Here is a 20,869-nt window from a genome sequence, read left to right on the forward strand (position 1 = left end):
ATCGAATGGCCGGATTTTTCCGGTCGTATCCAGGCAAAAGGAGCGCGGATGCGGGGACCGACAACGGATTGGAACGGCATATGGCGCACGGCCCAGGCGGCGCATCGCGAAGCCGAAGACCCCAAGACATGGGACAAGCGCGCCGGAGACTTCAAGCGGGTCGCGGAGAGCAGCGACTACTCGGATCAATTTCTGGAAATCATGCGTCCGGAAGCGGACTGGAGCGTCCTGGACATGGGCTGCGCCGTGGGAACGCTCGCTCTGCCCCTGGCGCGGGTGGTCCGCCGCGTGACCGCGGCCGATCCGTCGGTACGGATGCGGGAGCTGTTGCAGGAGCGCTGCGCCGACGAGGGCGTGAGCAACGTCCGCGTGGTGGACGGCGACTGGCTTTCCTCCTGGGATACCCCGGAACTCGGCCCGCACGACGTGGTCGTGGGCTCCCGCTCGCTGATCGTCGAGGATTTGCGCTCGGCTCTGCTGAAGGCGCACCGCTATGCCCGAAAGAAAGTCTTCGTTTCCACCATGGTGGGGGACGGTCCTCATGACCGCGCCTTGATCGAGGCCGCGGGCCGAAAGCTCAACCCCAGGGCGGATTATGTCGTTGTCGTCAACCTCCTGCGCGAGCTGGGGATTTATGCCAGCGTGCGCTTCATTCTCCTGGAACGCAAGAGCCGCTACCCGGACCTGGACGCCGCCGTGAAGGACGTGCGCTGGATGCTGCGCGACATGACTCCGGACGAGGAGGCCCGGCTGCGCGCCTATTTCGCCGATACGCTGGTGCCCTGCGACGGGGGCCTTTGCCGTCCGGTCCCGCCGCCCGTGCGCTGGGCCGTGATCTATTGGGACACGCGCACCGACTGCGACGCAGCCCTCAAGCGTTGATCATCCGCAGCGACGTCTCCTTCCTCGGCAAAGGCCGCAAGCCCTGCCGCGCCCATCCGGAAATCCGAAGCACCGTTCCGGATTTCCGATTTGACCGCTGCTCCGGGAGGAGCGTATTCCAGCCTTGAAAGGTCGGAATGCATCGGCGGGAGGTAGCATGAATCCAGAATACGATGCGGCGAAGGAACGCTCGGACTCGGTCGAGCAAGGCTGCGGCTGCATGACCGATATCGCCGGGACGCCGCAGGGCCTTTGCGGCCGCGATGTTCCCGCTGCCGATAATTCAGGTCGAAGCGAAGCCTGTTGAGGGCCGAAGACGGAGTCCGGGTTCGGACTCCACTCGCTGCCCGGATACGCCGTGCTTCCGTTCGTGCGGGAATTCGTCGAGACGCCTGCCGGTCCCGTGCCGCGCGTGCGCACCCGTCCCGACTGGCGCGACAGGTTCGGCACCCTGCGGGCGCGGCTCGGTTTTCGGAACGACTACAAGATCGTTCCGGGCCTGTATTGCGTGGGCCGTCCCGGTCCAGACTCCCCCGTGCTGGTGACGTGCAACTACAAGCTGACCTTTGACGCGCTGCGCCGCGAGCTGGGCGATACCGATGCCTGGCTGCTGGCCCTGGACACCCACGGCGTCAACGTCTGGTGCGCCGCGGCCAAGGGCGTTCTGTCCACGGAGGAGGTCGCGCGCCGGGTCCGGGCCGCGAACCTGGCCGCGATCGTGTCGCACCGCGTCCTGACCCTGCCGCAGTTGGCGGCTCCGGGCGTCTCGGCGCACAAGCTCAAGGGGCTGTGCGGATTCTCCGTCCGTTTCGGGCCGATCCGTGCGGGCGATCTGCGCGCGTATCTGGAGCGGGGCGAGGCGGACGAGGCCATGCGCCGGGTGGAGTTCCCTTTGGCGGAGCGTCTGGTGCTCGCCCCGGTGGAGCTGACGCAGCGTCTGCATTGGCTGGTCCTGTTGTGCCTGCTCTGCTTCGCGCTCTCCGGCCTGGGGCCGGAAGGCTATTCCTTGTCTCTTGCGTTGCGGCGGGGCCTGCTGGCCTGCGCGGCCACGCTGACGGGGCTGCTCGCGGGCGTGCTCCTGGTGCCCGCGCTGCTGCCGCTGCTGCCGGGCCGTGCTTTTTCAGCCAAGGGAGCCGTGGCCGGCGGAGCGGCTTTCCTGCCGCTGGCCCTGGCTGCCGCGGGCTTTGCCGATGTCTGGGAACTGGCGGCCCTGGGCTGCTGGACAGTGGGATTGGGTTCCTACCTGGGCATGAACTTCACCGGTTCCACCCCGTTCACTTCGCCGACAGGCGTGGAAAAGGAAATGCGCCGGGCCATGCCGCTTCAGGCCGCATGCCTTTTGGCGTCCTTGATCCTTTGGGTGGGAGCGCCGTTCTGGGGGAATGCGCTGTGAAGACGTTTCGTTATCTTGAGGGCGTGGTCACCTTGGCCCTGGATCCGGAGCGCTGCATCGGCTGCGGCGCGTGCGGGACGGTCTGCCCGCACGGCGTGTTGCGGCTGGAAGGCGAGCCGCGCCGGGCGCACATCGCGGATCGGGACGGCTGCATCGAATGCGGGGCCTGCGCCGTGAATTGCCCCACCTCCGCAGTGAGCGTCACGCCGGGCGTGGGCTGCGCCGCCCTCATTCTCGCTTCCTGGCTGGGGCGGCGCGCCAAGGGCTGCTGCTAGCCTTTGCCGTCCTCTTCCTGCGGCACGGGACGGCGATCAAGCGACCCGCGCAGCGAGAGCAGCACGCCTATGCCGCTGAAAACGGCGAATCCCGTGAGCAGGACGTGCATCACCTTGAGATATTGGCCGAAATTCTGTGCGCTTACCGCCTCATGCCCCATGAAATGCGCCAGGGCCAGGGACACGAGCACCATGCTCGTGGTCATGCCCGTGGTGCGCATTCCCGCGGTCATGGCCGAGGCCACGCCGAAGTTGCGGCTCTCCACGCTGCCCATGATCACCGTGGCGTTGGGCGAGGCGAAAAGCGCGATGCCCAGGCCCAAAATGGCGAGCATGGCGTAGAAGGCCGTATTGCTCGTTTCCGCGTCGAATCCGGCGGCCATGATCAGCGCGACGGTGACGACGGCCATGCCTGCGGTGGCGATGAGGTGGGGCGGGTGTTTGTCCGCCAGGCGGCCGCAGAGGGGCGAGAGCGCGGCCTGGACCAGCGGCTGGACCACGAGCACCGCCCCGGCTTCGTAGGGGCTGATGCCCCTGCCGCATTGCAGGTAGAGGCTCATCAGAAAGGTGACGCTGAACGAGGCCGCGTAGTTGATGTATTGCACGATGCAGCCCAGGGCGAAGGGGCGGTTGCGGCGCAGCAGGCGCATGTCCAGCAGGGGCGCGGGATGCCGCAGCTCCCAGAATACGAATGCCGCCAGGAAGACGATTCCCGCGGCCAGGGCGGCCTTGCCCGCCGCATGGGCGAATCCTGCGCTGCCCGCAACGATCAGTCCGATGCCCAGCGCGCTGAGCAGCGCGCCCACCCGGTCGAAAGGCTCGTCCACGACGTTGCGGCCCAGCCGCTTCAGGCGCAGCACGAAGAGGAGCGCCAGCAGGAGCAGGGGCAGGCTGGCGTAGAAGACCGAACGCCACCCCAGCGCCGAGGTCAGCATTCCTCCCAGGTACGGTCCTGCGGAAAGTCCCAGATAGACGCCCGCGGTGGCGATGCCCAGGGCGCGGCCCCGTTCCTCGCGCGGGTAGGCGTTCATGAGCATGGCCAGGCCCGTGGAGAGCGTCATGGCGCCGCCGATTCCCTGGACGAAGCGCAGAAGGATGAACACTGGCATGTTCGGAGCCAGGGCGAGCAGCAGGGTGGTGACGCAGAAGATGCAGAGTCCCTTGATGAACAGGGGGGCGTGACCGCGCAGGTCGGCGTAGCGGCCCATGGGCAGCAGAAACATGGCCGTGGTGGCGATGAAGGTCGATTCCACAAGGCTCAGGGCCACTGCTCCGGATTGGAACTCCGCCCCGATGGCGGGCAGGGCCACGGCCACGCCCGAGAGCATGAAGGGCAGGGCGAACTGGGTCGAGGTGATGGCGTAGAGGATCAGATGCCTGCGTTCGCGGTCGGTCATAGGGCCTCCTCCTCCAGCGCCAGCTCCACATTGCGGATGATCCGTTCGAGCAGCAGCAGGGCCGCGTCGCGCTCCTGCGCGGAAAACCCGGCGAGCAGCATCTCGTTGTGCCGGTTCAAAGCGTCCAGCAGGCGCGGAAGCAGGGCCTCGCCGGCCGCCGTGGGATGCACGCACTTGTCCCGGCGGCAATCCGGGTTCTCTTCCCGGCGGATCAGCCCCTTGTCTTCCAGAATGTGCAGCGCGCGGGCAATGGCCGCCGCATCGACGTGCAATTCCCGCGCGAGATCCTTCTGGCTTCTGCCGGGATCATGCAGAACTTCCATGATCACCGGAAGCTGACCGCGCGTAACGCCTGTGGGCTGGAAGAGGCGGTCGCCGAGCTTGGCGTTGGCCCGGAACAATCTTCCGATCCGGTATCCTGCTGATTGGGAACGATGTTTTGTGAGAAACTGCATGAAGCCCTCGTTTGGTGACTCGTCAATTGTTGACGCGTCAACTAACGCCGCGCAAGAAAAAGTTCAAGAGGCGGATGCCTCCTCAGGGTTGGTTGCGTTTGGGCGCGTAGAAGGAGTTGTAGATCAGCGTCAGGAGCAGGGCGTAGATCGCGGCGCAGACTCCGAGCACGGCATTGTAGTAGACGGGGGCCGTCAGCGCCAGCCGGATGAAGAGCGTGGCCAGGGCGAATCCGGAGTTGCGGAAAACGGCCCGGAAGTGGGGCAGGAAGCGCTGGGCGATGAGCACGAGCAGGATGTCGGAAAAGACGAGCACCGTATAGAAGGCCGGGAAGAACTCTGGGGTGGGCAGGCCCTGGAAGTACAGCACGATGTGGTGGAGGGCGAGTCCGACGAAGATGACGAGCAGGCCCAGGGCCACGAGTTTTTTGGAAGAGACGAAGTGGAAGATGGCTTCGCCCTTTTTGAACTCCTCGTCCGGGCGCTGGAGCGTACGGTAGATGCCGAGCAGGGTGAAGATCGCCAGTGCGCCCGCGCCGTCCGCGGCGATGCGCAGCACGAGATCCTCGTTGCCCACCACCTGGATGGGTTCGGGAAAGGAGGCCAGGAGCTTGAAGGCTCCCCGGAGCAGGATCAGGGCCAGGATTTCAAACTGTTTGCCCACGGCCTTGGAGATGGAGCAGGGCAGGGTGAAGATCAGGCTGATGACCTCGATGACCAGCACGAGTCCGAAGGCGATGTGCACCGCCTCGAAGTGGCTGGTGTAGGGAAACCAGCCCAGCCAGGTCGGGGCCAAGCCCATTCGGTTGAGTTCGATCAACAGCAGGCAGGACACGAAAACGGCCACGAGTCCGGCGGCGACGCGCTTCTGCGTGCGCTCCCTGTCCCAGAAGTGGTGCAGGGGGTCGAAGAGAAAAGTGGTCAGCGTGAAGATCCGATCCATGATGTATTCCTCGTGCCCGGTTCGTCGTTCTTTGCCGCGCAGGGCCGGAGGCGGGCGTCAGATTTCGAAGAGCATTTCCAAGTCGTCCCGTGTCAGGGACTTGAGCGCGGACTGGCCGGGAATGATGGCCTCGGCCACATCCTTCTTCTGCTCCTGGAGCTTGAGGATCTTTTCTTCCACGGTGTTCTGGCAGATCATCTTGTAGGCGAAGACCTGCCGCTTCTGTCCGATGCGGTGCGTGCGGTCCGTGGCCTGGTTTTCCACGGCGGGGTTCCACCACGGGTCGTAATGGATCACGTAGTCCGCGGAGGTCAGGTTCAGACCCGTGCCGCCCGCCTTGAGCGAGATCAGGAAGATCGGGATGTTCGGATCGTCGTTGAAGCGGTCCACCTGCTCGAAGCGGTCTTTGCTCGCGCCGTCGAGGTAGGTGAACGGAATCTCCTGGATTTGGAGCCAGGAGCGGATCACGTGGAGCATCTTCACGAACTGGGAGAAGACGAGCACCTTGTGTCCGCCGGCGATGATGTCCGTGACGAGATCCTTGAAGGCGTCGAACTTGCCGGAAGGCAGGTTCGTGGAGACGCCGGGCATGTCCAGCCGGAGCAGGCGCGGGTGGCAGCAGATCTGGCGCAGCTTGAGCAGGGCGTCCAGGATGGACATCTGGCTTTTGGCCATGCCCTTCTCGTCCACGTCGCGCAGCACCTGGTCCTTGAGCTTGCGCGCCAGGGCGTTGTAGAGTTCGCGCTGCTCGTCCACGAGTTCGCAGTAATGCGTGGTCTCGATCTTGGGCGGCAGATCCTTGGCCACCTCGCTCTTGGTCCGGCGCAGGATGAAGGGCTTGACCCGCGTGCGCAGGTAGTCGAGCGTCTCCTCGTCGCCGTCCTTGATGGGCTTGACGATGCCGCGCTGGAAGGAATGCTGCGAGCCGAGGAAGCCGGGCATGAGGAATTCGAACAGGCTCCAGAGCTCGAAGAGGTTGTTTTCGATGGGCGTTCCCGAAAGGCAAAGCTTCATGTCCGAATCCAGCTTGCGCACGCTGCGCGCGGTGATGGTGTTCGGGTTCTTGATGTTCTGGGCCTCGTCGAGAATCACGCAGGAATAGCGGTACTTGAGCAGCTCGTCCAGGTCGCGCCGGAGCAGCGCGTAGGTCGTGATGATCAGGTGCGCGTCCTTGATCTGGCCGAAGAGGTCGTCGCGCTTGGCGCCGTAGATGGTCAGCCGCGTCAGTTCCGGCACGAATTTCTGCGCTTCGCGTTCCCAGTTGGGCAGCACGGACGTGGGCACGATGATCAGGTTCGGGCCGTTGGCGCCCGTGTTGACCAGATGCTGGATGAACGAAAGGGTCTGGATGGTTTTTCCGAGGCCCATCTCGTCCGCGAGGATGCCGCCGAAGCCGTATTCGCGCAGGAAGTTCAGGTAGGAAAGGCCCTGCACCTGATACGGGCGCAGGGTGGCCGTCAGGCCGCGCGGCTGGTCGATGGCGCGGATTTCTTGAAAGTTGTTGATCTTTTCACGCAGCTTGACGAAGTGCTCGTCGGTCTGCACGCGTGGCAGGTCTTCCAGCAGCTTTTCGAGCACCGGGGCTTCGAACTGCTGAAAGGTCGTCTGGATGGGCTTGTCCGGGTCGAAGCCGAGCACCTTGAGGCGGTGGCCCAGCTTCTTGAGCCAGGATTCGGGCAGACTGGTGTAGGAACCGTCCTTGAGCTGCACGTAGCGCTTGCCCTCGGTCCAGGCCTTCCAGATCACGTCGATGGGTACCTTCTGGTCGCCGTATTCCACGGTCAGGTCCAGGTTGAACCACTTGTTCTCTTCGTCCGTCTCGATTTCGGCGGTGATTTCGGGCTTGGAGAGCCGGACCTTGTAGCGTGTCAGGTTCTTCTCGCCGAAGACGCGATAGGCCTGGACGAGCACGGGGTAGTGGTCGAGCAGGAACTTGATGGCCTCTTCCTGCTCCATGAACCAGGTGTGGTTGTTGCGCGCCTGGAAGCCCATGTCCGTAAGCTCGGCGATGAGCTGGGCCTCTTCGTTCTGTGCGCGGCGGATGAGGTAGGACTTGCCGTCCATGTGGTAGGAGCCGGTTTGCAGGTCCGGGTTCGGACCGGGCAGGGCCACCTCGCCGTCGTTGGTGTCGTAGATGTTCGTGACCTTGAGGGTCAGCAGGCTGCCTTCCTCGTCGAGGAAGAGCTTGGGGTTGTATTCGGCATCGGCGAAGATCGGCCCCATGCGTTCCAGGAAGTCTTCGTGCCCGTAGAGGTCGGAAACGGGGATGCGCGTCCAGACTCTGTCCAGGAATTCGGAAATGTCCGCGTGGGGAATGACCGGATCCTGCTCGACCATCTCCTGGACGAGTTCCGGGTCCAGTCCGGTCTGCACGGGATAGAAGGCATTCTTGCGGAAGAGCCAGAGCGGCATGCGTCCGTAGAAGAAGACCTCTTCCTCGTCCATGATCGAGAAGGGAACCTTGCCTTCGCGGGCCAGGAGGATGTCGAAGGAGAGCCCCGATTCCGACAGCTGCGGCGAGAGCTTCAGCTGCATGGTCTTGTTCTCGATGCGCACGGGCTGGTCCGTCTCGCGCAGATAGAGATAGTATTCGTTCTTGATGGCCCTGAAGAACCAGGAATGCAGTCCGGCGGGCAGTTCGACCCGGTGGCCCATGTAGTCGAGGTAATGGCCGATCAGCTCCGCCACCACGGGCAGGGAGGGCGACATTTCGCTCCAGTCCGGATTGTCCACGATCTGCTGGAGGTCGATGGGATTCTGGACCTGGGAGATGCCGGACTTGTTCTGGCGGGCGCGGAAAAAGGCCACCTGGAGGCGGCCCGGCTCCGGATAGAGCCGAAAAATGAGGTAATGCTTGCCCGCTTCGGGTTCCAGCTCCGTGGCGAAGAAGGAGCGGAAGCTCTGATGCCAGTCCGCCTTGGGCCGGGGAATGTCCTCCTCGGCTTCGGAATCGAAGGAGCGGATCAGCTTGAGGGCCACGGCGCCGATGTGGCGGCAATAGCCCGCGAAGGAGTCCGGGCAGTTGCAGAAGGCGTTGGCCGTACGGTCGTGCAGATTGATTCCGAGCTGCGGGCCGTAGTTCTGCAAGTCCTCGCCCTGGACCTGTCCCTCGCACTCCCAGTATTGGTCGCGACGATGCAGGTCGAGTTTGTTCACCCCACCCGTATCCACGATTTCCTGGGAACCTTCCAGGATGTATTCGGGGATGGTGTTGCGAACGAAACTCTGAAGGATTTCCTTGACTACTGCTTCGTCACCGGACATGAGAAGCGCATACTCCCTGGCTGCATTGCCTGTTCCATTCGGATTGGTTTCATTTGTCGCCTCGGCTCTTTTCCCGAAGGGGAAAAGGCAGTCGTCACCAATAGCTGATTCTTCCAGGCCGGGCAAGCTCGGCTGTGGCTTTTTCAAACCATTTGGTCCATAATGGAGGGCCGGTTCCGGCCGCATCCAGAATTATATGATGTATTACCCAGGGCTTTGCAAGGAAAAGATGCGCACTCTGTCAAGGCTTACCCGCCGGGCGACTCCGCTCGTCCTCCTGCTGGCGTTTTTGCTGGCCGCCTGTTCGGGTCAGGGAGGCGAACAGCCCCGGAACGACGGAGAACCGCCCGTGGTGGTCCGCCCCGATCCCGGCAAGCCCGTGCCCGGTGGCCGCATCGTTCAGGCCCTGCTCGGCGACGCCAGCAACCTGATTCCGATGCTCGCATCGGACACGGCTTCCAGCGAGATCACGGGCCAGATTTTCGTGGCTCCCCTGCGCTACAATAAAAATCTGGAGCTGGTGCCCTGGGCCGCCGAGTCCTATGAGATTCTCGACGGGGGCCGGCTCCTGCGCTTCAAGCTGCGCGAGGACATCCGCTGGACCGACGGCGTGCCGCTGACCGCCGAGGACGTCGAGTTCACCTACAAGCTGATGATCGATCCCAAGACGCCCACGCCGTATTCCGGCGACTACGACCGGGTCAAGGAATTCAAGGTCACGGGGCCGTACAGCTTCGAGGTCCGCTACGACGAGCCCTTTGCCCGCGCCCTGGTCACCTGGGCCCACGACATTCTCCCGAAGCACGCGCTCAAGGGCGAAGACCTGCTGAACACCAGGTACAGCCGCGAACCTCTCGGTGCCGGGCCGTACAGGCTCAAGGAGTGGATTCCCGGCCGCCGCATCGTGCTCACGGCCAACGAGGACTACTTTCTCGGCAGGCCCTACATCGACGAGATCGTCTACCGCATCATCCCGGACCAGGCCACCCAGTTTCTGGAACTCAAGGCGGGCAATCTGGACTTCATGGGGCTTTCGCCCATGGACTACGTCTATCAGACCAGCGGGCCGGACTGGACCGAGCGCTTCAACAAATATCGATACCTGAGCGCCGGGTACACCTACATGGCCTACAACCTGGAACATCCGATCTTTTCGGACCGCCGCGTGCGGCGCGCCCTGGCCCATGCCATCGACAAGCGGGAAATCGTCAAGGGCGTGCTCCTGGGGCTTGGGCAGCCCGCCGTGGGACCGTTTCAGCCCGGAACCTGGGCCTACCGCGACGACATCGAGCCGTTCCGCTACGATCCGGAACTGGCGCGCAGGATGCTGGCCGAGGCGGGCTGGGAGGACCACGACGGGGACGGCGTTCTGGACAAGGACGGCCGCGCCTTTTCCTTCACCCTGCTGACCAACCAGGGCAACGCGCAGCGCCAGCGCGCCGCCACCATCATCCAGTACCGGCTGGCGCAGATCGGCATCAAGGTGGACATCCGCGCGGTGGAGTGGGCCACCTTTCTGCATGAATTCGTGGACAAGGGCCGTTTCGACGCGCTCATTCTGGCCTGGACCACTCCTGCCGAGCCCGATCCCTACTCCGTCTGGCATTCGGACAACGCCAAGGACGGAGGGCTGAATTTCGTCCGCTACCGCAATCCCGAGCTGGACCGGCTCGTGGACGCGGCCCGGAGAACCCTTGACCGGGAGGCCCGTCGTAAGATGTACTGGCGCGTGCAGGAAATCCTGCATGAGGACCAGCCCTACTGTTTCCTGTACGTGCCCATGTCCCTGCCCATCGTGGCCGCGCGCGTGCAGGGCATCGCCCCCGCGCCGGCGGGCATCGGCTACAATTCCGACCGCTGGTGGATACCCGAACCCCTGCAGGGCTCGCAGCCCCGCTTGATCCAATAGAAGACGAGCCCGCATGATCCGCATCAACGAGATTACCGACAAGGTCGCTTCCTACATCGACAAGCCCGATCTGGCCTTGATCCAGAAGGCGTACGTCTTTTCCGCCCAGGCCCACGAGGGCGTGGTGCGCCGTTCGGGCGAACCCTACATTTCCCACCCCCTGTCCGTCGCCTACATCCTGGCCGAAATGCAGATGGACGAGCCTACCGTGGCGGCCGGACTGCTTCACGACACCGTGGAGGACACCGAGACTTCGCTGGACGAGATCGACGAGCTTTTCGGCGAGGAAGTGGCCGACATCGTCAACGGCGTGACCAAAATTTCAAAGATGGAATTCGAGTCCAAGGCCATGGCCCAGGGCGAGAACATCCGCAAGATGATCCTGGCCATGGCCGAGGACATCCGCGTGCTCATGGTCAAGCTGGCGGACCGGCTGCACAACATGCGCACGCTGCAATACATGAAGTCCATGAAGCAGCGGCTCATCGCCCAGGAAACCAAGGAAATCTACGCTCCCCTGGCCAACAGGCTCGGCCTGCACCGGCTCAAGATCGAGCTGGAGGATCTCTGCCTCCAGTATCTGCACCCCGACATCTTCGAGCAGCTCAGCGAAGGGGTGCGCCAGCACCACACCTCCGGCCAGGAGTACATCGAGAAGGTCATCGACCTGGTCAGCGAGATGCTCCGCAAGAACAAGATCCGGGGCCGGGTCTTCGGCAGGACCAAGCATCTCAACTCGACCTACAACAAGATGCTCCAGCAGAAGCTGACCCTGGACGAAGTCTACGACCTCATCGCCTTTCGCGTGGTCGTGGATTCCATCAAGGACTGCTACGCCGTGCTCGGCCTGGTCCACTCCATCTGGAAACCCGTGCCGGGGCGCTTCAAGGACTATATCTCCACGCCCAAGGCGAACATGTACCAGTCCCTGCACACCACCGTGGTGGGGCCGGACGGCGAGCGCATCGAGATCCAGATCCGTACGGAAGAGATGCACCGCGTGGCCGAATACGGCGTGGCCGCGCACTGGCAATACAAGGAAGGCGTCAAGGGGCAGCGCAAGCGCGGCCCGTCCGAGCGCGACGCCGAGCGCTTCACCTGGCTGCGGCAGATCATGGACTGGCAGCGCGAGCTGTCCGACCCGCGCGAGTTCATGGCCTCGCTGCGTTTCGACCTCTTTCAGGACGAGGTCTACGTGTTCACTCCGGCGGGCGACATCAAGGAGCTTCCCGAAGGGGCCACTCCCGTGGACTTCGCCTACGCCATCCATACCGAGGTCGGCGACCATTGCACCGGCGGCAAGGTCAACGGCAGAATCGTGCCGCTCTCCACCCCCCTGAAGAACGGCGACCAGGTCGAGGTGCTCACGGACAAGAAGCGCATGCCCAGCCGGGACTGGCTCAAGTTCGTCAAGACCGCCAAGGCCCGCACGCGCATCAAGCACTACATCCGTACGGAGGAGCGCGCCCGGAGCATTGCCCTGGCCAAGGAACTGCTGGAAAAGGAAGGCCGCAAGCACGGCATCAACGTGGTCAAGGCCATGAAGGACGGCTGGTTCGCCAAGCTGGCCGACGCCATGTCCGTGCCGTCCACGGACGAACTGCTTTCCCAGATCGGCTACGCGCACATCACGCCGAACAAGGCGCTCAAGCGGCTCTACGCGCTCATGGAAGGCAAGCCGGAGGCCAAGGAGCTGCCGGAAGCCCCGGAAGAGGCGGGCGGCCGCAAGCCCAAGTCCAAGAGCGAGGGCATCAAGATCAGCGGCGTGGACAACGTGCTGGTGCGCTTCGCCTCCTGCTGCAACCCGCTGCCCGGCGAGCCCATCATCGGCTACATCACGCGCGGCCGCGGCGTCACCGTGCATCGCAACGACTGTCCGCATCTGAAGAACTTCGAGCCGGAACGCCTGCTCACGGTGACCTGGGAGGGCCAGGAGGATCATCCCTATCCCGCGCGCATCCGCATCCGCTGCACCAACCAGAAGGGCATGCTCGCGCGGATCACCAAGATCTTCTTCGACGAGGACATCAATATCGATTCCGGAACGTTCGAGTCCAACGTGGACGGCAACTCCGTACTGGAGATGACCGTGGAGGTCCGCAGCCTGGACCAGCTCTACGGAGCGCTGTCCAAGGTCAAGTCGGCAGGATCGGTCAAGGAGGCGCTGCGCATTTCCTGATGCGCGCCGCGCCGAAAGGGCATGAGGGGCGAAGCCCCCAAATTCATGGTCAGGCGGAAGAGCAGGCCGGAGGTCGCAGCTGGGCGGCTTTCCGGCCTGTTTTCGTGGGTGGCGCGGGCAGGGTCAGCGGGCGTCGGGAGCTTCGGGCGCGACCTCGATGAGCAGCACGTGTCCGTCCGTGCCCGGCCACTTGGCCTGCTGGGCGAGGAAGCGCGCTATGCCTCCGGGCGCGGCAAGGTCCATGCGCTGCACGCCGCCCTTGCGGAGCGCCTGTTCGAACCAGGCGCGGCCTTCGGCGTCCGCCAGCAGCAGGCCGACGTGGTGGTGCAGGAGCCTGCCCTTGCGCAGGCGGCTGAAGCTGAGCAGGCAGGGGCGGTCCGGCCGCAGCTGGGCCAGGATTTTTACCCAGGCGGCCGCGTCGTCCAGGGGGAACCCGCGCAGATTCCTGCCGTTGGCGTCTTCCGGCAGGTCCATGCGCCCTTCGGGCAGAAGCACCTTCCGTTCAAGCCCTTCGCTGACGTTGAGCACGAGATCGAACCCGAAATCCCAGTCCTCGCCTCCGGGCGCCCCCGGGCCGCTGTCGTGGTTGCGGTCGCGCAGCATGGCGGCCAGAGGCAGAGGCCGTTGCAGCGCCTTGCGCGCCGCCGCGACAACGAGTCCGCTGCAATTCAGGCCCGGCGAGTCCAGGACGATTTTTGGCCGGGCGAAATACGTCCAGCGCCCCTGTTCGTCCAGCGCGCCGTCGGTTCGGTAGGGCAGGCCGAGAAACGCGGCGGCCGCATCCGCGGGGGAGACTTCGTCCGCGGTGCCATTCCGGGCGGCTTGCGCCTGGGCCTGAACCGGGGACGCGGGCAGAACGGAAAGAGCCGCAGCGCAGATGCAGACCGCGCACAGCAAAAGGCTGGGGGGCGCATGTCTCATGGGTGGATGTTCAGCTTGATGGTGGTGATGGGTTGCGGATTGGTCTGGCGGTAAAAGCCCCAGACCTCGACGGTGCAGGGACCGGGCCGCAGCGCCCGGAACACGGCGGTCCGTCCCCTTGCGTCCTCCGGCTCGAAACGTCCGGCGTCCCTCGGCGTCACCAGCCAATATTCGTCGTGGATGCCGTCCAGCTCCTCCGGAACCTTCAGGGAAAGCCGCACGGTCTGCCCCGCAGCCAGGAAAGGGCCGTGGGCGGGGACGATCTCGCCGCGCAGGACCGTATGGTCGCAGGATCCGGCGAAGGTTGCCAGAAACAGGGCGATCGCGCCGAGGAAGGGGCGGTAGCTTCGCAGCATGCATTGTCTCCTGGGTCTTGATGCTACCACGAACCCAGGCGGGCCGCCATCCCGAGGGGGGCGTAATTTGAGTTTGAATTTTTGCGGCAGTGGGGTATATTGAAAACGATGATCCCTGAAAGCAACGCGCCAAGGCGTATCGCAAGCAAGGAGGAATGAATGGCCATCATCATTGATGAGAACGAATGCATCGGTTGCGAAACTTGCGTTGAATTGTGCCCGGATGTTTTTGAAATGAATGAAGAAACAGAAAAAGCAGTCGTCAAGGTTCCCAACTCCGACCTGGACTGCGTGGACGAGGCCATTGACAGCTGCCCCAGCGAGGCTATCTCTAGAGAGTAGACCGGCGGAAGCCCGGAGCGACGTTCGGCTGGTGCCGCCGGAAAGGAGGAATCATGAGAGAAAGACGATCGGGACTGGAGAGGCGTTCCCGCAGCGGGAGACGGTCCGGAAAGGATCGCCGCACCTGCATGAGGACCAATCCGGACCGCCGGGAGCGGGAAGACCGCCGGGCCGGCGAGGATCGCCGCATGACCTATTGACGGCGACAAAAGCGCGAACACAATCGAGGCGTACGCAAGTGCGCCTTTTTTCTTGCTGCCGCCAAGCTGAGCCCAAGACGCAAGGAGACCGTTCATGATTCGTAACGTCGCGGCCCTTCTGATTCTTCTTTTGCTGCTTCCCGCTGCGGGGTGGGCTCTCTCCCCTCGCAGCGACGGCGTCGCGGACCTGGAGGGGACTCGGCTGGCCTACCGGATTTACGGCCAGGGCAAGCCCCTGCTGTTGATCACCGGCTACGGGGCGAGCATGGAAACCTGGCCGGAACTCTTGCTGAAGGCGCTGGCCAGGGAGCGGCGGGTCGTTCTCTTCGACAATCGGGGCATCGCCCGTTCCACGGCGGACGATTCGCCCCTCAGCATCGCGCTTATGGCCGAGGACGCCGCCAGCCTGCTGCGCGCTCTGGACGTGGAGTCCGCCGAAGTCCTGGGCTGGTCCATGGGCGGCAGCATCGCCCAGGAACTGGCCCTGGCCCATCCGCAGATGGTCGAAAAACTGGTGCTCTATGCCACGGATTTCGAGAATGCCGGCGTCCTGGCCGCTCTGGCGCGCATCGAGGCCCGGAGAAAGGCTCCGGGAGCCCGGCCCGCCGACCATCTTTTCCCTGCGGCCTGGATGGACGCCCATCCGGACTATCTTTCGGTTTTCCCCGCCGTGACCGTCCCCCCGGATCCGGCGGCGGTGGCCCGCCAGAAGCAGGCCCTGGTCCGATGGCCGGGAACCCTGGCGCGGCTTGGGGAGATTCGCTCGCCCGTGCTTTTCGTGGTGGGGGAAGAGGATGAAGTGACGCCTGCGGACCGCAGCCGCATGGCTGTATCGCGCATGGGCGGCCCCGCGTGGCTGGCGGTGTTCGAAAACGCGGGGCATGGCCTGATGTTTCAGGCCCCGGAAGATTTCGCCCGGCTGGTGCTGGATTTTCTCGACCTGCGGCAAAGGGTGGAGTGAGCCTCCTTGCGGAGGCTTGGGAACGATACCCTTGCCATGCCTTGCAAGGAAGCTTTCTTCTTCCTTCGCCGGGGCAATGAAAAAGGGCTTGCGAATCGCTTCGCAAGCCCTTTGACATTCTGGTCGGGATGGCGCGATTTGAACGCGCGATCTCTGCGTCCCGAACGCAGCGCTCTACCAGGCTGAGCCACATCCCGTGTGAAGAACAGCCTTCTAGCCAAACCGTGGGGAAAAGGCAAGCGCGAATCGCGGAAAATATGGAATTGTCCGGGACGGATTCGCTATTGTCCCGAAATAAGCAGGAAAAAAACATTTCGCCGGAGCGGTCGGAAAAGATGACGAGGAAGCATTTTGATTTCTTGCCGAAATCAAATAAGGTGGGGTATCATGCGACCATGCAGGGGATTCGGCATTTTGGCCGCATGAACGCAACGCAATGATTACGAACTGAGGAGCGAGAGTTGATCAAGGTTCTCGTGGTTGACGACTCCGCCTTTATGCGCAAGGCCATCAGCACCATGCTGGAAAAAGACTCGGAAATCCGGGTTGTTGGCACAGCGCGCGATGGCGAGGAGGGGCTTGAGCAGGTTCGCAGGCTCGAACCCGACGTGATTACCATGGACATTGAGATGCCGCGCATGGACGGGCTCACCGCCCTGCGGCACATCATGATGGAGATGCCGCGTCCGGTGCTGATGGTCAGCTCGCTGACCACCGAGGGGGCGCAGGACACCCTCAAGGCCATGGAACTCGGTGCGGTGGACTATATTCCGAAGCAGCTTTCCAAGGTCTCCCTGGACATCATCAAGATCGAGGACGATCTGATCGCCAAGGTCAAGAGCGTGGCGCGGCGCAAGGTCTTCCGGCCCGCGGCGAGGCCCAGGACCGCTCCGGCCCCGCGCCCGGCGGCCGCGCCCCTGGCTGCGGGCTCGCGTCTTGCGGTCCGGCGCGACGTGGTCGCCATCGGGGTCTCCACGGGCGGACCTCCGGCCGTTCAATCCATCCTCACCGCGCTTCCAGCGGACTTTCCTGCGGGGATTCTCATCGCGCAGCACATGCCCAAGGCGTTTACGGGCCCCTTTGCCCAGCGTCTGGACGGCGTTTGCAAGATCCGCGTGAAGGAAGCCGAGGACGGAGAAGTGTTCAGCCCCGGAACCGCCTACGTGGCGCCCGGCGGCAGACACATGATCCTGGAGCAGCGCATCTCGCGCATCGACGTGCGCATCGTGGACGAGCCAGCCGACGCGCTCTACAAGCCGTCGGCCAACGTGCTCATGAACTCCGTTGCCAAGGCGGTCGGACGTCGCGGACTGGGCATCATCCTCACGGGCATGGGCAACGACGGCAAGGAGGGAATTGCCGAGCTCAAGACCAAGGGGGGCCGGGCTCTGGCCCAGAGCGACGAGACCTGCGTGGTCTACGGAATGCCCAAGGCCATCGTGGACGCGGGGCTATCGGACGAGATCATCGACCTCGACGACATGCCGCGGGCAATCATGGAGAATATTTACAGATAGGCGCGGAGGCGGCGCTCGACGAGGGGGGCGACGATTGATGAGCGAATGCGGCAGTCTTCTTGAACAATTGAAAAGCTCGGACACGGTGGACGTGCGCGAGGCGGCCTTTCTCGCCGGAGAGGGGCGCTGCGTCGAAGCCGTGGCGGCTCTGGCCGCGCTGCTCGAGGACGAGAACATAGGCGTGCAGGAGGCCGCGGACGTGGCCCTGCGCAAGATCGGCGGTCCGGCCACGGTGGAGGCCCTCGTGCCCCTGCTGCGCTCGGAGCGGGCCCCCGTGCGCAACCTGGCCATGGACATCCTCCGTCAGATCGGGGTCCAGCATCTCGGCGTGCTCGTGGAGCTCGTGCCCGACGCGGATGCCGATGTGCGCATCTTCGCGGCGGACATTCTCGGCGCCACGGGAAGCGTCCGGGCGGTGGAGCCGCTGGTGCGGGCTCTGCTCCACGATCCCGAAGTGAATGTCCGCTACCAGGCTGCGGTCAGTCTCGGCGAGCTCGGCAGCGTGGACGCGGCCGCGGCCCTTGGCCGGGCCATGAAGGACGAGGAGTGGGTGCAGTACGCCGCGGTGGAGGCCCTGGCCAAGATCGGGCACAGCCCGGCGGTGGACGCGTTGCTGGCGGCCATGAATGATTGTTCGGATCTGGTGCTTTCCATGGTCGTGGACGCCCTCGGCAGCATCGGCACCCCCAAGGCGGCCTCGCTGCTCCTGAAGCGCCTGCCCGTATTTCCGGCCGTGCTGGCGCATAAGGCGGCCAAAGCCATCGTCGGCATTCTCGGCGCGCGATCCTTGAGCCTGCTTTCCGCCCAGGAGCGCGAAACGCTCCGAAGCAGCCTGCTCGGCGCCTTGGACGACGAAGACCCGGACGTGCAGGACGCGGCCATGCTCGGACTGACCTCGCTGGGCGGCGAGGAGGCCTCCTGGGCCGTTCTGAACATCGCCGCGGGGCTCGACCCGGACGTGCACTCCGAACGACTGGCCACGGCCATTCGCGCCCTGGCCGGGATCGGCCTCACGGAGGCGCTCCGCAAGGGGCTGGAAAGCAACGACCTGAACGTGGCCACCACCGCCGTCGCCGCCCTGGCCAAGTGCCGGGGCGAGGGCGTTTCCACGCCGCTCATGGAGCAGTTCTGGGACAAGCCCCTGAATCTTCAGCGGACAATGATCGCCGCCCTGCTCGAAGTGGGAGGGCCGGAGGCCCGTCAGTTTTGTCTGGATATCCTCTCCCGGCATTACGACGGCAAGGTTTTTCGCGGCGCGCTGCGCTTTCTGGGCGAGAAGCTGCATGACCGCGACGCGGGCGATGTGCTCTTCTCCTTCCTGGAACACAAATACAACGACGTGAAGGAAGCGGCGCTGGACGCCTGCATCGCCGTGGGCGGCGAGCGCATGACCCGGCGTTTTCTGGAGCTTGTGGAAAGCCCGGACGACCTGCACCGGCTCATGGGCGTCTACGCCCTGGGACGGATGGATGGCGGCGGCCATATCGACGTGCTCGAAAGAGCGCTTTCCGACCCTTCGCCCGACGTGCGCAAGGTCGCCTTGGAAGCGGTGGCCGAACAATGCGACGACGTGAACCACGCGCTGCCCCTGGTGGCGGAGCGTCTCAGGGACGAAAACGCCGAGGTTCGGCTGACCGCGGTCAAGCTCATGGGGCTGTGCGGCCATCCCGAAGTGGTGCCCCATTTGCTCGACGCGCTGCACGACCCGGACGACTGGGTCTGCATCCGGGCCATGGAGTCGCTTGGTTCCATGCGCGTGGCCGAGGCGGTTCCTGCGCTTCAGGAACTTGTGACCTCCCCCAACCGCCTGCTGGGCATCAAGGCTGTCGAAGCCATGGGCGCTGTGGGCGACGGAGCGGCGTTCCAGGCTCTGCTGGTCATTGCGGGCGGAGACGACCCCGAACTGGCCGACGCGGCCCAGGACGTGATCGAGGCCATGCAGAACGCCGACGGAGGGGCATAGATGTCCTCGATTTTTTCCAAGACCATTTCCGGGGACAAGGATCTCAAGATCACGGAGCAGGAATTTCGGCAACTCAGGGATTTCGTCTACGGGCAATGCGGCATCTTTATTCCTGATAATCGTCAGTATTTAATGGAAAACAGGCTTTCCAACCGGATCAAGGCGCTGAACCTGAAGAGTTTCGGCGAGTATTTCTATTTTTTGCAGTACGACTCCGACCGGCGTCAGGAAATGGGCAAGCTCTTTGAGGTCATCACCACCAACGAGACCAGCTTTTTCCGCAATCCTCCGCAAATCCAGGTTTTCCAGGACACGATTTTGCCGGGATTGCTCGCGGAGCTGCGCAAGAAGGGCCGCAGGCGGCTGCGCATCTGGTCGGCGGGCTGTTCCACCGGGGAGGAACCCTACACCCTGGCCATCTGCATCCATCGGGCGCTCGGCAACGAGCTGCCGCTTTGGGACGTGCGCATCACGGCCAACGACCTTTCCGCGCGCGTCGTGGACGCGGCGAAGAACGGCGTCTATTCGAGCTACGCCCTGCGCACCACGCCCAAGGACGTCATCGACCAGTATTTCATCCAGGAGGAACGGCTGTTCCGCATCCGGCCGGACGTTCAGCGCCTCGTCTCCTTCGGGCAGATCAATCTCAACGAACGGGCCCAGCTCAAGCTCGTGGAACGTTCCGAGGTCGTCTTCTGCCGAAATGTGATCATCTACTTCGACGAGGACATGAAGCGGCGGGTGATCAACGCCTTCTACGACAACCTCGTGCCGGACGGCTATCTTTTCATCGGCCACTCCGAATCCCTGCATAACATCACCCGCGCCTTCAAGCCCGAGCACCATCCCGGCGCGATCATCTATAAAAAGCTCGGTTGAACAGGGAAAAGGACATGGCGCATTGCAAGGACGGCGAACGAAGGACAGCGGAGGGCGGCGCGGCGCGGGCTTTTGCCGCCTGCTACGGGCTCGACCCCGGCGCTCCGGCCGCAGGCGGGCTGGACGCGGCGGACGACCGGGCGCTGCTGGATCGGCTGATTGCGGAAAACGACGTGGAACTGATCACCTTCCGCCTGGGCGGCAAAATGTTCGCCCTGCCCATCGTGGTCGTGCAGGAGGTCGTGCGCAGCGAGGAACTGACTCGGCTGCCCTCCGCGCCGTTCTACGTGCCCGGCGTGCTCAACCTGCGCGGGCGGGTGACGCCCGTGATCCGGTTGCGTTCGCTGCTGGGGCTGACCGCGACGCCCCAGGAACCGGACCGCTTCATCGTGGTCTGCCGTCACCAGGGGCTTCAGGTCGGCCTGTTGATCAACGCTGTCGCGGCCATGCGCCGCGTGCCCGGCAAAGATTTCGATCTCAACGTGACGGCCCAGCTCGGGGACAATGCGAAATATCTCTTGGCCCTGGTTCGGGCGGAAGGCGGGCTGGTCAGCCTGCTGTCCATCGACAGGTTGACAAGGGGCGTGCTGAAGAAGGAAGGAGAGGCGGATGTCTAAACATATTCTGATCGTGGACGATTCAAAGACCGTGCGCAATCTGGTCGCCTTCATCATGAAGAAGGAGGGCTTCCGGGTGACCACGGCCGAGGACGGGCTGGACGGGCTGGAAAAGCTCTACGGCGCGGGCCAGGTGGATCTCGTCGTGTCGGACATCAACATGCCGCGCATGGACGGACTCACGTTCATCAAGGCGCTCCGGGAGCAGGACGCCTACCGCGATCTGCCCATCGTCGTGCTTTCCACCGAGGGCGAGGAGCACGACATCGATTCGGCCATCACCATCGGGGCGAACATCTACATGGTCAAGCCTGCCCAGCCGGAAAAGCTGATGCGAAACGTCAAAATGCTTTTGGGATAGCCCCTCGGCGTATGGAGAGAATGTCTTGACTTGCACTGAAAAGCCCGGAAACATGAAC

Annotated in this window: 19 protein-coding genes and 1 tRNA gene; 13 read left to right on the forward strand and 7 right to left on the reverse strand. The window is 63.9% G+C overall.

The features are described from left to right. Positions 1-48 precede the first annotated feature (48 nt). From G452_RS17985 to hgcB, 3 genes are all read left to right on the forward strand, one after another. Positions 49-882 (forward strand): class I SAM-dependent methyltransferase, encoded by an 834-nt coding sequence (locus G452_RS17985; RefSeq protein WP_022661034.1) that lies wholly within the window; start codon positions 49-51, stop codon positions 880-882. 220 nt (positions 883-1,102) lie between these two features. Further along, entirely contained in the window at positions 1,103-2,275 is a 1,173-nt protein-coding gene (hgcA, locus tag G452_RS0104335) for a mercury methylation corrinoid protein HgcA (protein ID WP_252989042.1), read from the forward strand. Beyond that, positions 2,272-2,550, forward strand: a complete 279-nt coding sequence (hgcB, locus tag G452_RS0104340; RefSeq protein WP_022661037.1) for a mercury methylation ferredoxin HgcB — start codon at positions 2,272-2,274, stop codon at positions 2,548-2,550. Before hgcA ends, hgcB begins: the two co-directional genes overlap by 4 nt. Here hgcB and G452_RS0104345 read toward each other — a convergent pair. The 4 genes from G452_RS0104345 to G452_RS0104360 form a co-directional block, all read right to left on the reverse strand. Further along, positions 2,547-3,947, reverse strand: coding sequence for an MFS transporter (locus G452_RS0104345; RefSeq protein ID WP_022661038.1), 1,401 nt, complete (start codon positions 3,945-3,947; stop codon positions 2,547-2,549). The two genes, hgcB and G452_RS0104345, sit on opposite strands and share 4 nt — an antisense overlap. Further along, a complete protein-coding gene (locus G452_RS17990) occupies positions 3,944-4,402 on the reverse strand; it encodes a MarR family winged helix-turn-helix transcriptional regulator (RefSeq protein ID WP_022661039.1) in 459 nt (152 codons plus the stop codon). The genes G452_RS0104345 and G452_RS17990 overlap by 4 nt, the downstream gene beginning before the upstream one ends. Before the next feature lie 82 nt (positions 4,403-4,484). Further along, entirely contained in the window at positions 4,485-5,342 is an 858-nt protein-coding gene (locus G452_RS0104355; RefSeq protein ID WP_022661040.1) for a single stranded DNA-binding domain-containing protein, read from the reverse strand. A 57-nt stretch (positions 5,343-5,399) separates the two neighbouring features. Next, a complete protein-coding gene (locus G452_RS0104360; RefSeq protein ID WP_022661041.1) occupies positions 5,400-8,606 on the reverse strand; it encodes a DEAD/DEAH box helicase in 3,207 nt (1,068 codons plus the stop codon). A gap of 229 nt (positions 8,607-8,835) precedes the next feature. Here G452_RS0104360 and G452_RS17995 point away from each other — a divergent pair, with 229 nt between their 5' ends. Both G452_RS17995 and G452_RS0104370 read left to right on the forward strand, forming a co-directional pair. Next, positions 8,836-10,515 carry a peptide-binding protein gene (locus G452_RS17995; protein ID WP_040368237.1) on the forward strand — a complete coding sequence of 560 codons (1,680 nt, stop codon included), beginning with the start codon at positions 8,836-8,838 and terminating at the stop codon, positions 10,513-10,515. Between the two features lie 13 nt (positions 10,516-10,528). Next, entirely contained in the window at positions 10,529-12,694 is a 2,166-nt protein-coding gene (locus G452_RS0104370; RefSeq protein WP_022661043.1) for a RelA/SpoT family protein, read from the forward strand. A gap of 123 nt (positions 12,695-12,817) precedes the next feature. Here G452_RS0104370 and G452_RS18000 read toward each other — a convergent pair whose 3' ends face one another. Then, entirely contained in the window at positions 12,818-13,615 is a 798-nt protein-coding gene (locus G452_RS18000) for a hypothetical protein (protein ID WP_155887532.1), read from the reverse strand. Beyond that, on the reverse strand, positions 13,612-13,971 hold the full coding sequence (locus tag G452_RS0104380) for a hypothetical protein (protein WP_022661045.1): 360 nt from the start codon (positions 13,969-13,971) through the stop codon (positions 13,612-13,614). The genes G452_RS18000 and G452_RS0104380 overlap by 4 nt, the downstream gene beginning before the upstream one ends. A 159-nt stretch (positions 13,972-14,130) precedes the next feature. Here G452_RS0104380 and G452_RS0104385 point away from each other — a divergent pair, with 159 nt between their 5' ends. The 3 genes from G452_RS0104385 (at position 14,131) to G452_RS18005 (ending at position 15,474) form a co-directional block, all read left to right on the forward strand. After that, complete coding sequence (locus G452_RS0104385) at positions 14,131-14,313, forward strand: ferredoxin (RefSeq protein ID WP_022661046.1); 183 nt, start codon at positions 14,131-14,133, stop codon at positions 14,311-14,313. A gap of 53 nt (positions 14,314-14,366) precedes the next feature. Then, on the forward strand, positions 14,367-14,513 hold the full coding sequence (locus G452_RS21370; RefSeq protein ID WP_022661047.1) for a hypothetical protein: 147 nt from the start codon (positions 14,367-14,369) through the stop codon (positions 14,511-14,513). Between the two features lie 94 nt (positions 14,514-14,607). Beyond that, on the forward strand, positions 14,608-15,474 hold the full coding sequence (locus tag G452_RS18005) for an alpha/beta fold hydrolase (RefSeq protein ID WP_022661048.1): 867 nt from the start codon (positions 14,608-14,610) through the stop codon (positions 15,472-15,474). Between the two features lie 120 nt (positions 15,475-15,594). Here G452_RS18005 and G452_RS0104400 read toward each other — a convergent pair. Then, positions 15,595-15,671: transfer RNA gene (locus G452_RS0104400), tRNA-Pro, on the reverse strand. 264 nt (positions 15,672-15,935) lie between these two features. On the opposite strand from G452_RS0104400, the gene G452_RS0104405 reads away from it, so the two are divergent. From G452_RS0104405 to G452_RS0104425, 5 genes are read left to right on the forward strand one after another with little or no spacing between them, the layout of a single operon-like run. Continuing rightward, entirely contained in the window at positions 15,936-16,991 is a 1,056-nt protein-coding gene (locus tag G452_RS0104405; RefSeq protein WP_022661049.1) for a protein-glutamate methylesterase/protein-glutamine glutaminase, read from the forward strand. Between the two features lie 37 nt (positions 16,992-17,028). After that, positions 17,029-18,954: a HEAT repeat domain-containing protein gene (locus tag G452_RS0104410; protein WP_022661050.1), complete on the forward strand. Its 1,926-nt coding sequence runs from the start codon at positions 17,029-17,031 to the stop codon at positions 18,952-18,954. Next, complete coding sequence (locus G452_RS0104415; protein WP_022661051.1) at positions 18,955-19,833, forward strand: CheR family methyltransferase; 879 nt, start codon at positions 18,955-18,957, stop codon at positions 19,831-19,833. It begins immediately after the preceding gene. Between the two features lie 14 nt (positions 19,834-19,847). After that, positions 19,848-20,450, forward strand: a complete 603-nt coding sequence (locus tag G452_RS18010; protein WP_022661052.1) for a chemotaxis protein CheW — start codon at positions 19,848-19,850, stop codon at positions 20,448-20,450. Beyond that, a complete protein-coding gene (locus tag G452_RS0104425; RefSeq protein WP_022661053.1) occupies positions 20,443-20,811 on the forward strand; it encodes a response regulator in 369 nt (122 codons plus the stop codon). Before G452_RS18010 ends, G452_RS0104425 begins: the two co-directional genes overlap by 8 nt. Positions 20,812-20,869: the final 58 nt, after the last annotated feature.

Source organism: Paucidesulfovibrio longus DSM 6739 (assembly GCF_000420485.1).
GTDB classification, from domain to species: Bacteria; Desulfobacterota; Desulfovibrionia; order Desulfovibrionales; family Desulfovibrionaceae; genus Paucidesulfovibrio; species Paucidesulfovibrio longus.

What these genes read in the sequence shown, in the direction of transcription:
- G452_RS21370 (WP_022661047.1), top strand. Translation starts at nt 14,367, where the DNA reads ATGAGAGAAAGACGATCGGGACTGGAGAGGCGTTCCCGCAGCGGGAGA.
- G452_RS0104385 (WP_022661046.1), top strand. Translation starts at nt 14,131, where the DNA reads ATGGCCATCATCATTGATGAGAACGAATGCATCGGTTGCGAAACTTGC.
- G452_RS0104360 (WP_022661041.1), bottom strand. Translation starts at nt 8,606, where the DNA reads ATGTCCGGTGACGAAGCAGTAGTCAAGGAAATCCTTCAGAGTTTCGTT.
- G452_RS0104355 (WP_022661040.1), bottom strand. Translation starts at nt 5,342, where the DNA reads ATGGATCGGATCTTCACGCTGACCACTTTTCTCTTCGACCCCCTGCAC.
- G452_RS0104345 (WP_022661038.1), bottom strand. Translation starts at nt 3,947, where the DNA reads ATGACCGACCGCGAACGCAGGCATCTGATCCTCTACGCCATCACCTCG.
- G452_RS0104415 (WP_022661051.1), top strand. Translation starts at nt 18,955, where the DNA reads ATGTCCTCGATTTTTTCCAAGACCATTTCCGGGGACAAGGATCTCAAG.
- G452_RS17985 (WP_022661034.1), top strand. Translation starts at nt 49, where the DNA reads ATGCGGGGACCGACAACGGATTGGAACGGCATATGGCGCACGGCCCAG.
- G452_RS0104380 (WP_022661045.1), bottom strand. Translation starts at nt 13,971, where the DNA reads ATGCTGCGAAGCTACCGCCCCTTCCTCGGCGCGATCGCCCTGTTTCTG.
- G452_RS18000 (WP_155887532.1), bottom strand. Translation starts at nt 13,615, where the DNA reads ATGAGACATGCGCCCCCCAGCCTTTTGCTGTGCGCGGTCTGCATCTGC.
- G452_RS17995 (WP_040368237.1), top strand. Translation starts at nt 8,836, where the DNA reads ATGCGCACTCTGTCAAGGCTTACCCGCCGGGCGACTCCGCTCGTCCTC.
- G452_RS17990 (WP_022661039.1), bottom strand. Translation starts at nt 4,402, where the DNA reads ATGCAGTTTCTCACAAAACATCGTTCCCAATCAGCAGGATACCGGATC.
- G452_RS18005 (WP_022661048.1), top strand. Translation starts at nt 14,608, where the DNA reads ATGATTCGTAACGTCGCGGCCCTTCTGATTCTTCTTTTGCTGCTTCCC.
- G452_RS0104410 (WP_022661050.1), top strand. Translation starts at nt 17,029, where the DNA reads ATGAGCGAATGCGGCAGTCTTCTTGAACAATTGAAAAGCTCGGACACG.
- G452_RS18010 (WP_022661052.1), top strand. Translation starts at nt 19,848, where the DNA reads ATGGCGCATTGCAAGGACGGCGAACGAAGGACAGCGGAGGGCGGCGCG.
- G452_RS0104370 (WP_022661043.1), top strand. Translation starts at nt 10,529, where the DNA reads ATGATCCGCATCAACGAGATTACCGACAAGGTCGCTTCCTACATCGAC.
- G452_RS0104425 (WP_022661053.1), top strand. Translation starts at nt 20,443, where the DNA reads ATGTCTAAACATATTCTGATCGTGGACGATTCAAAGACCGTGCGCAAT.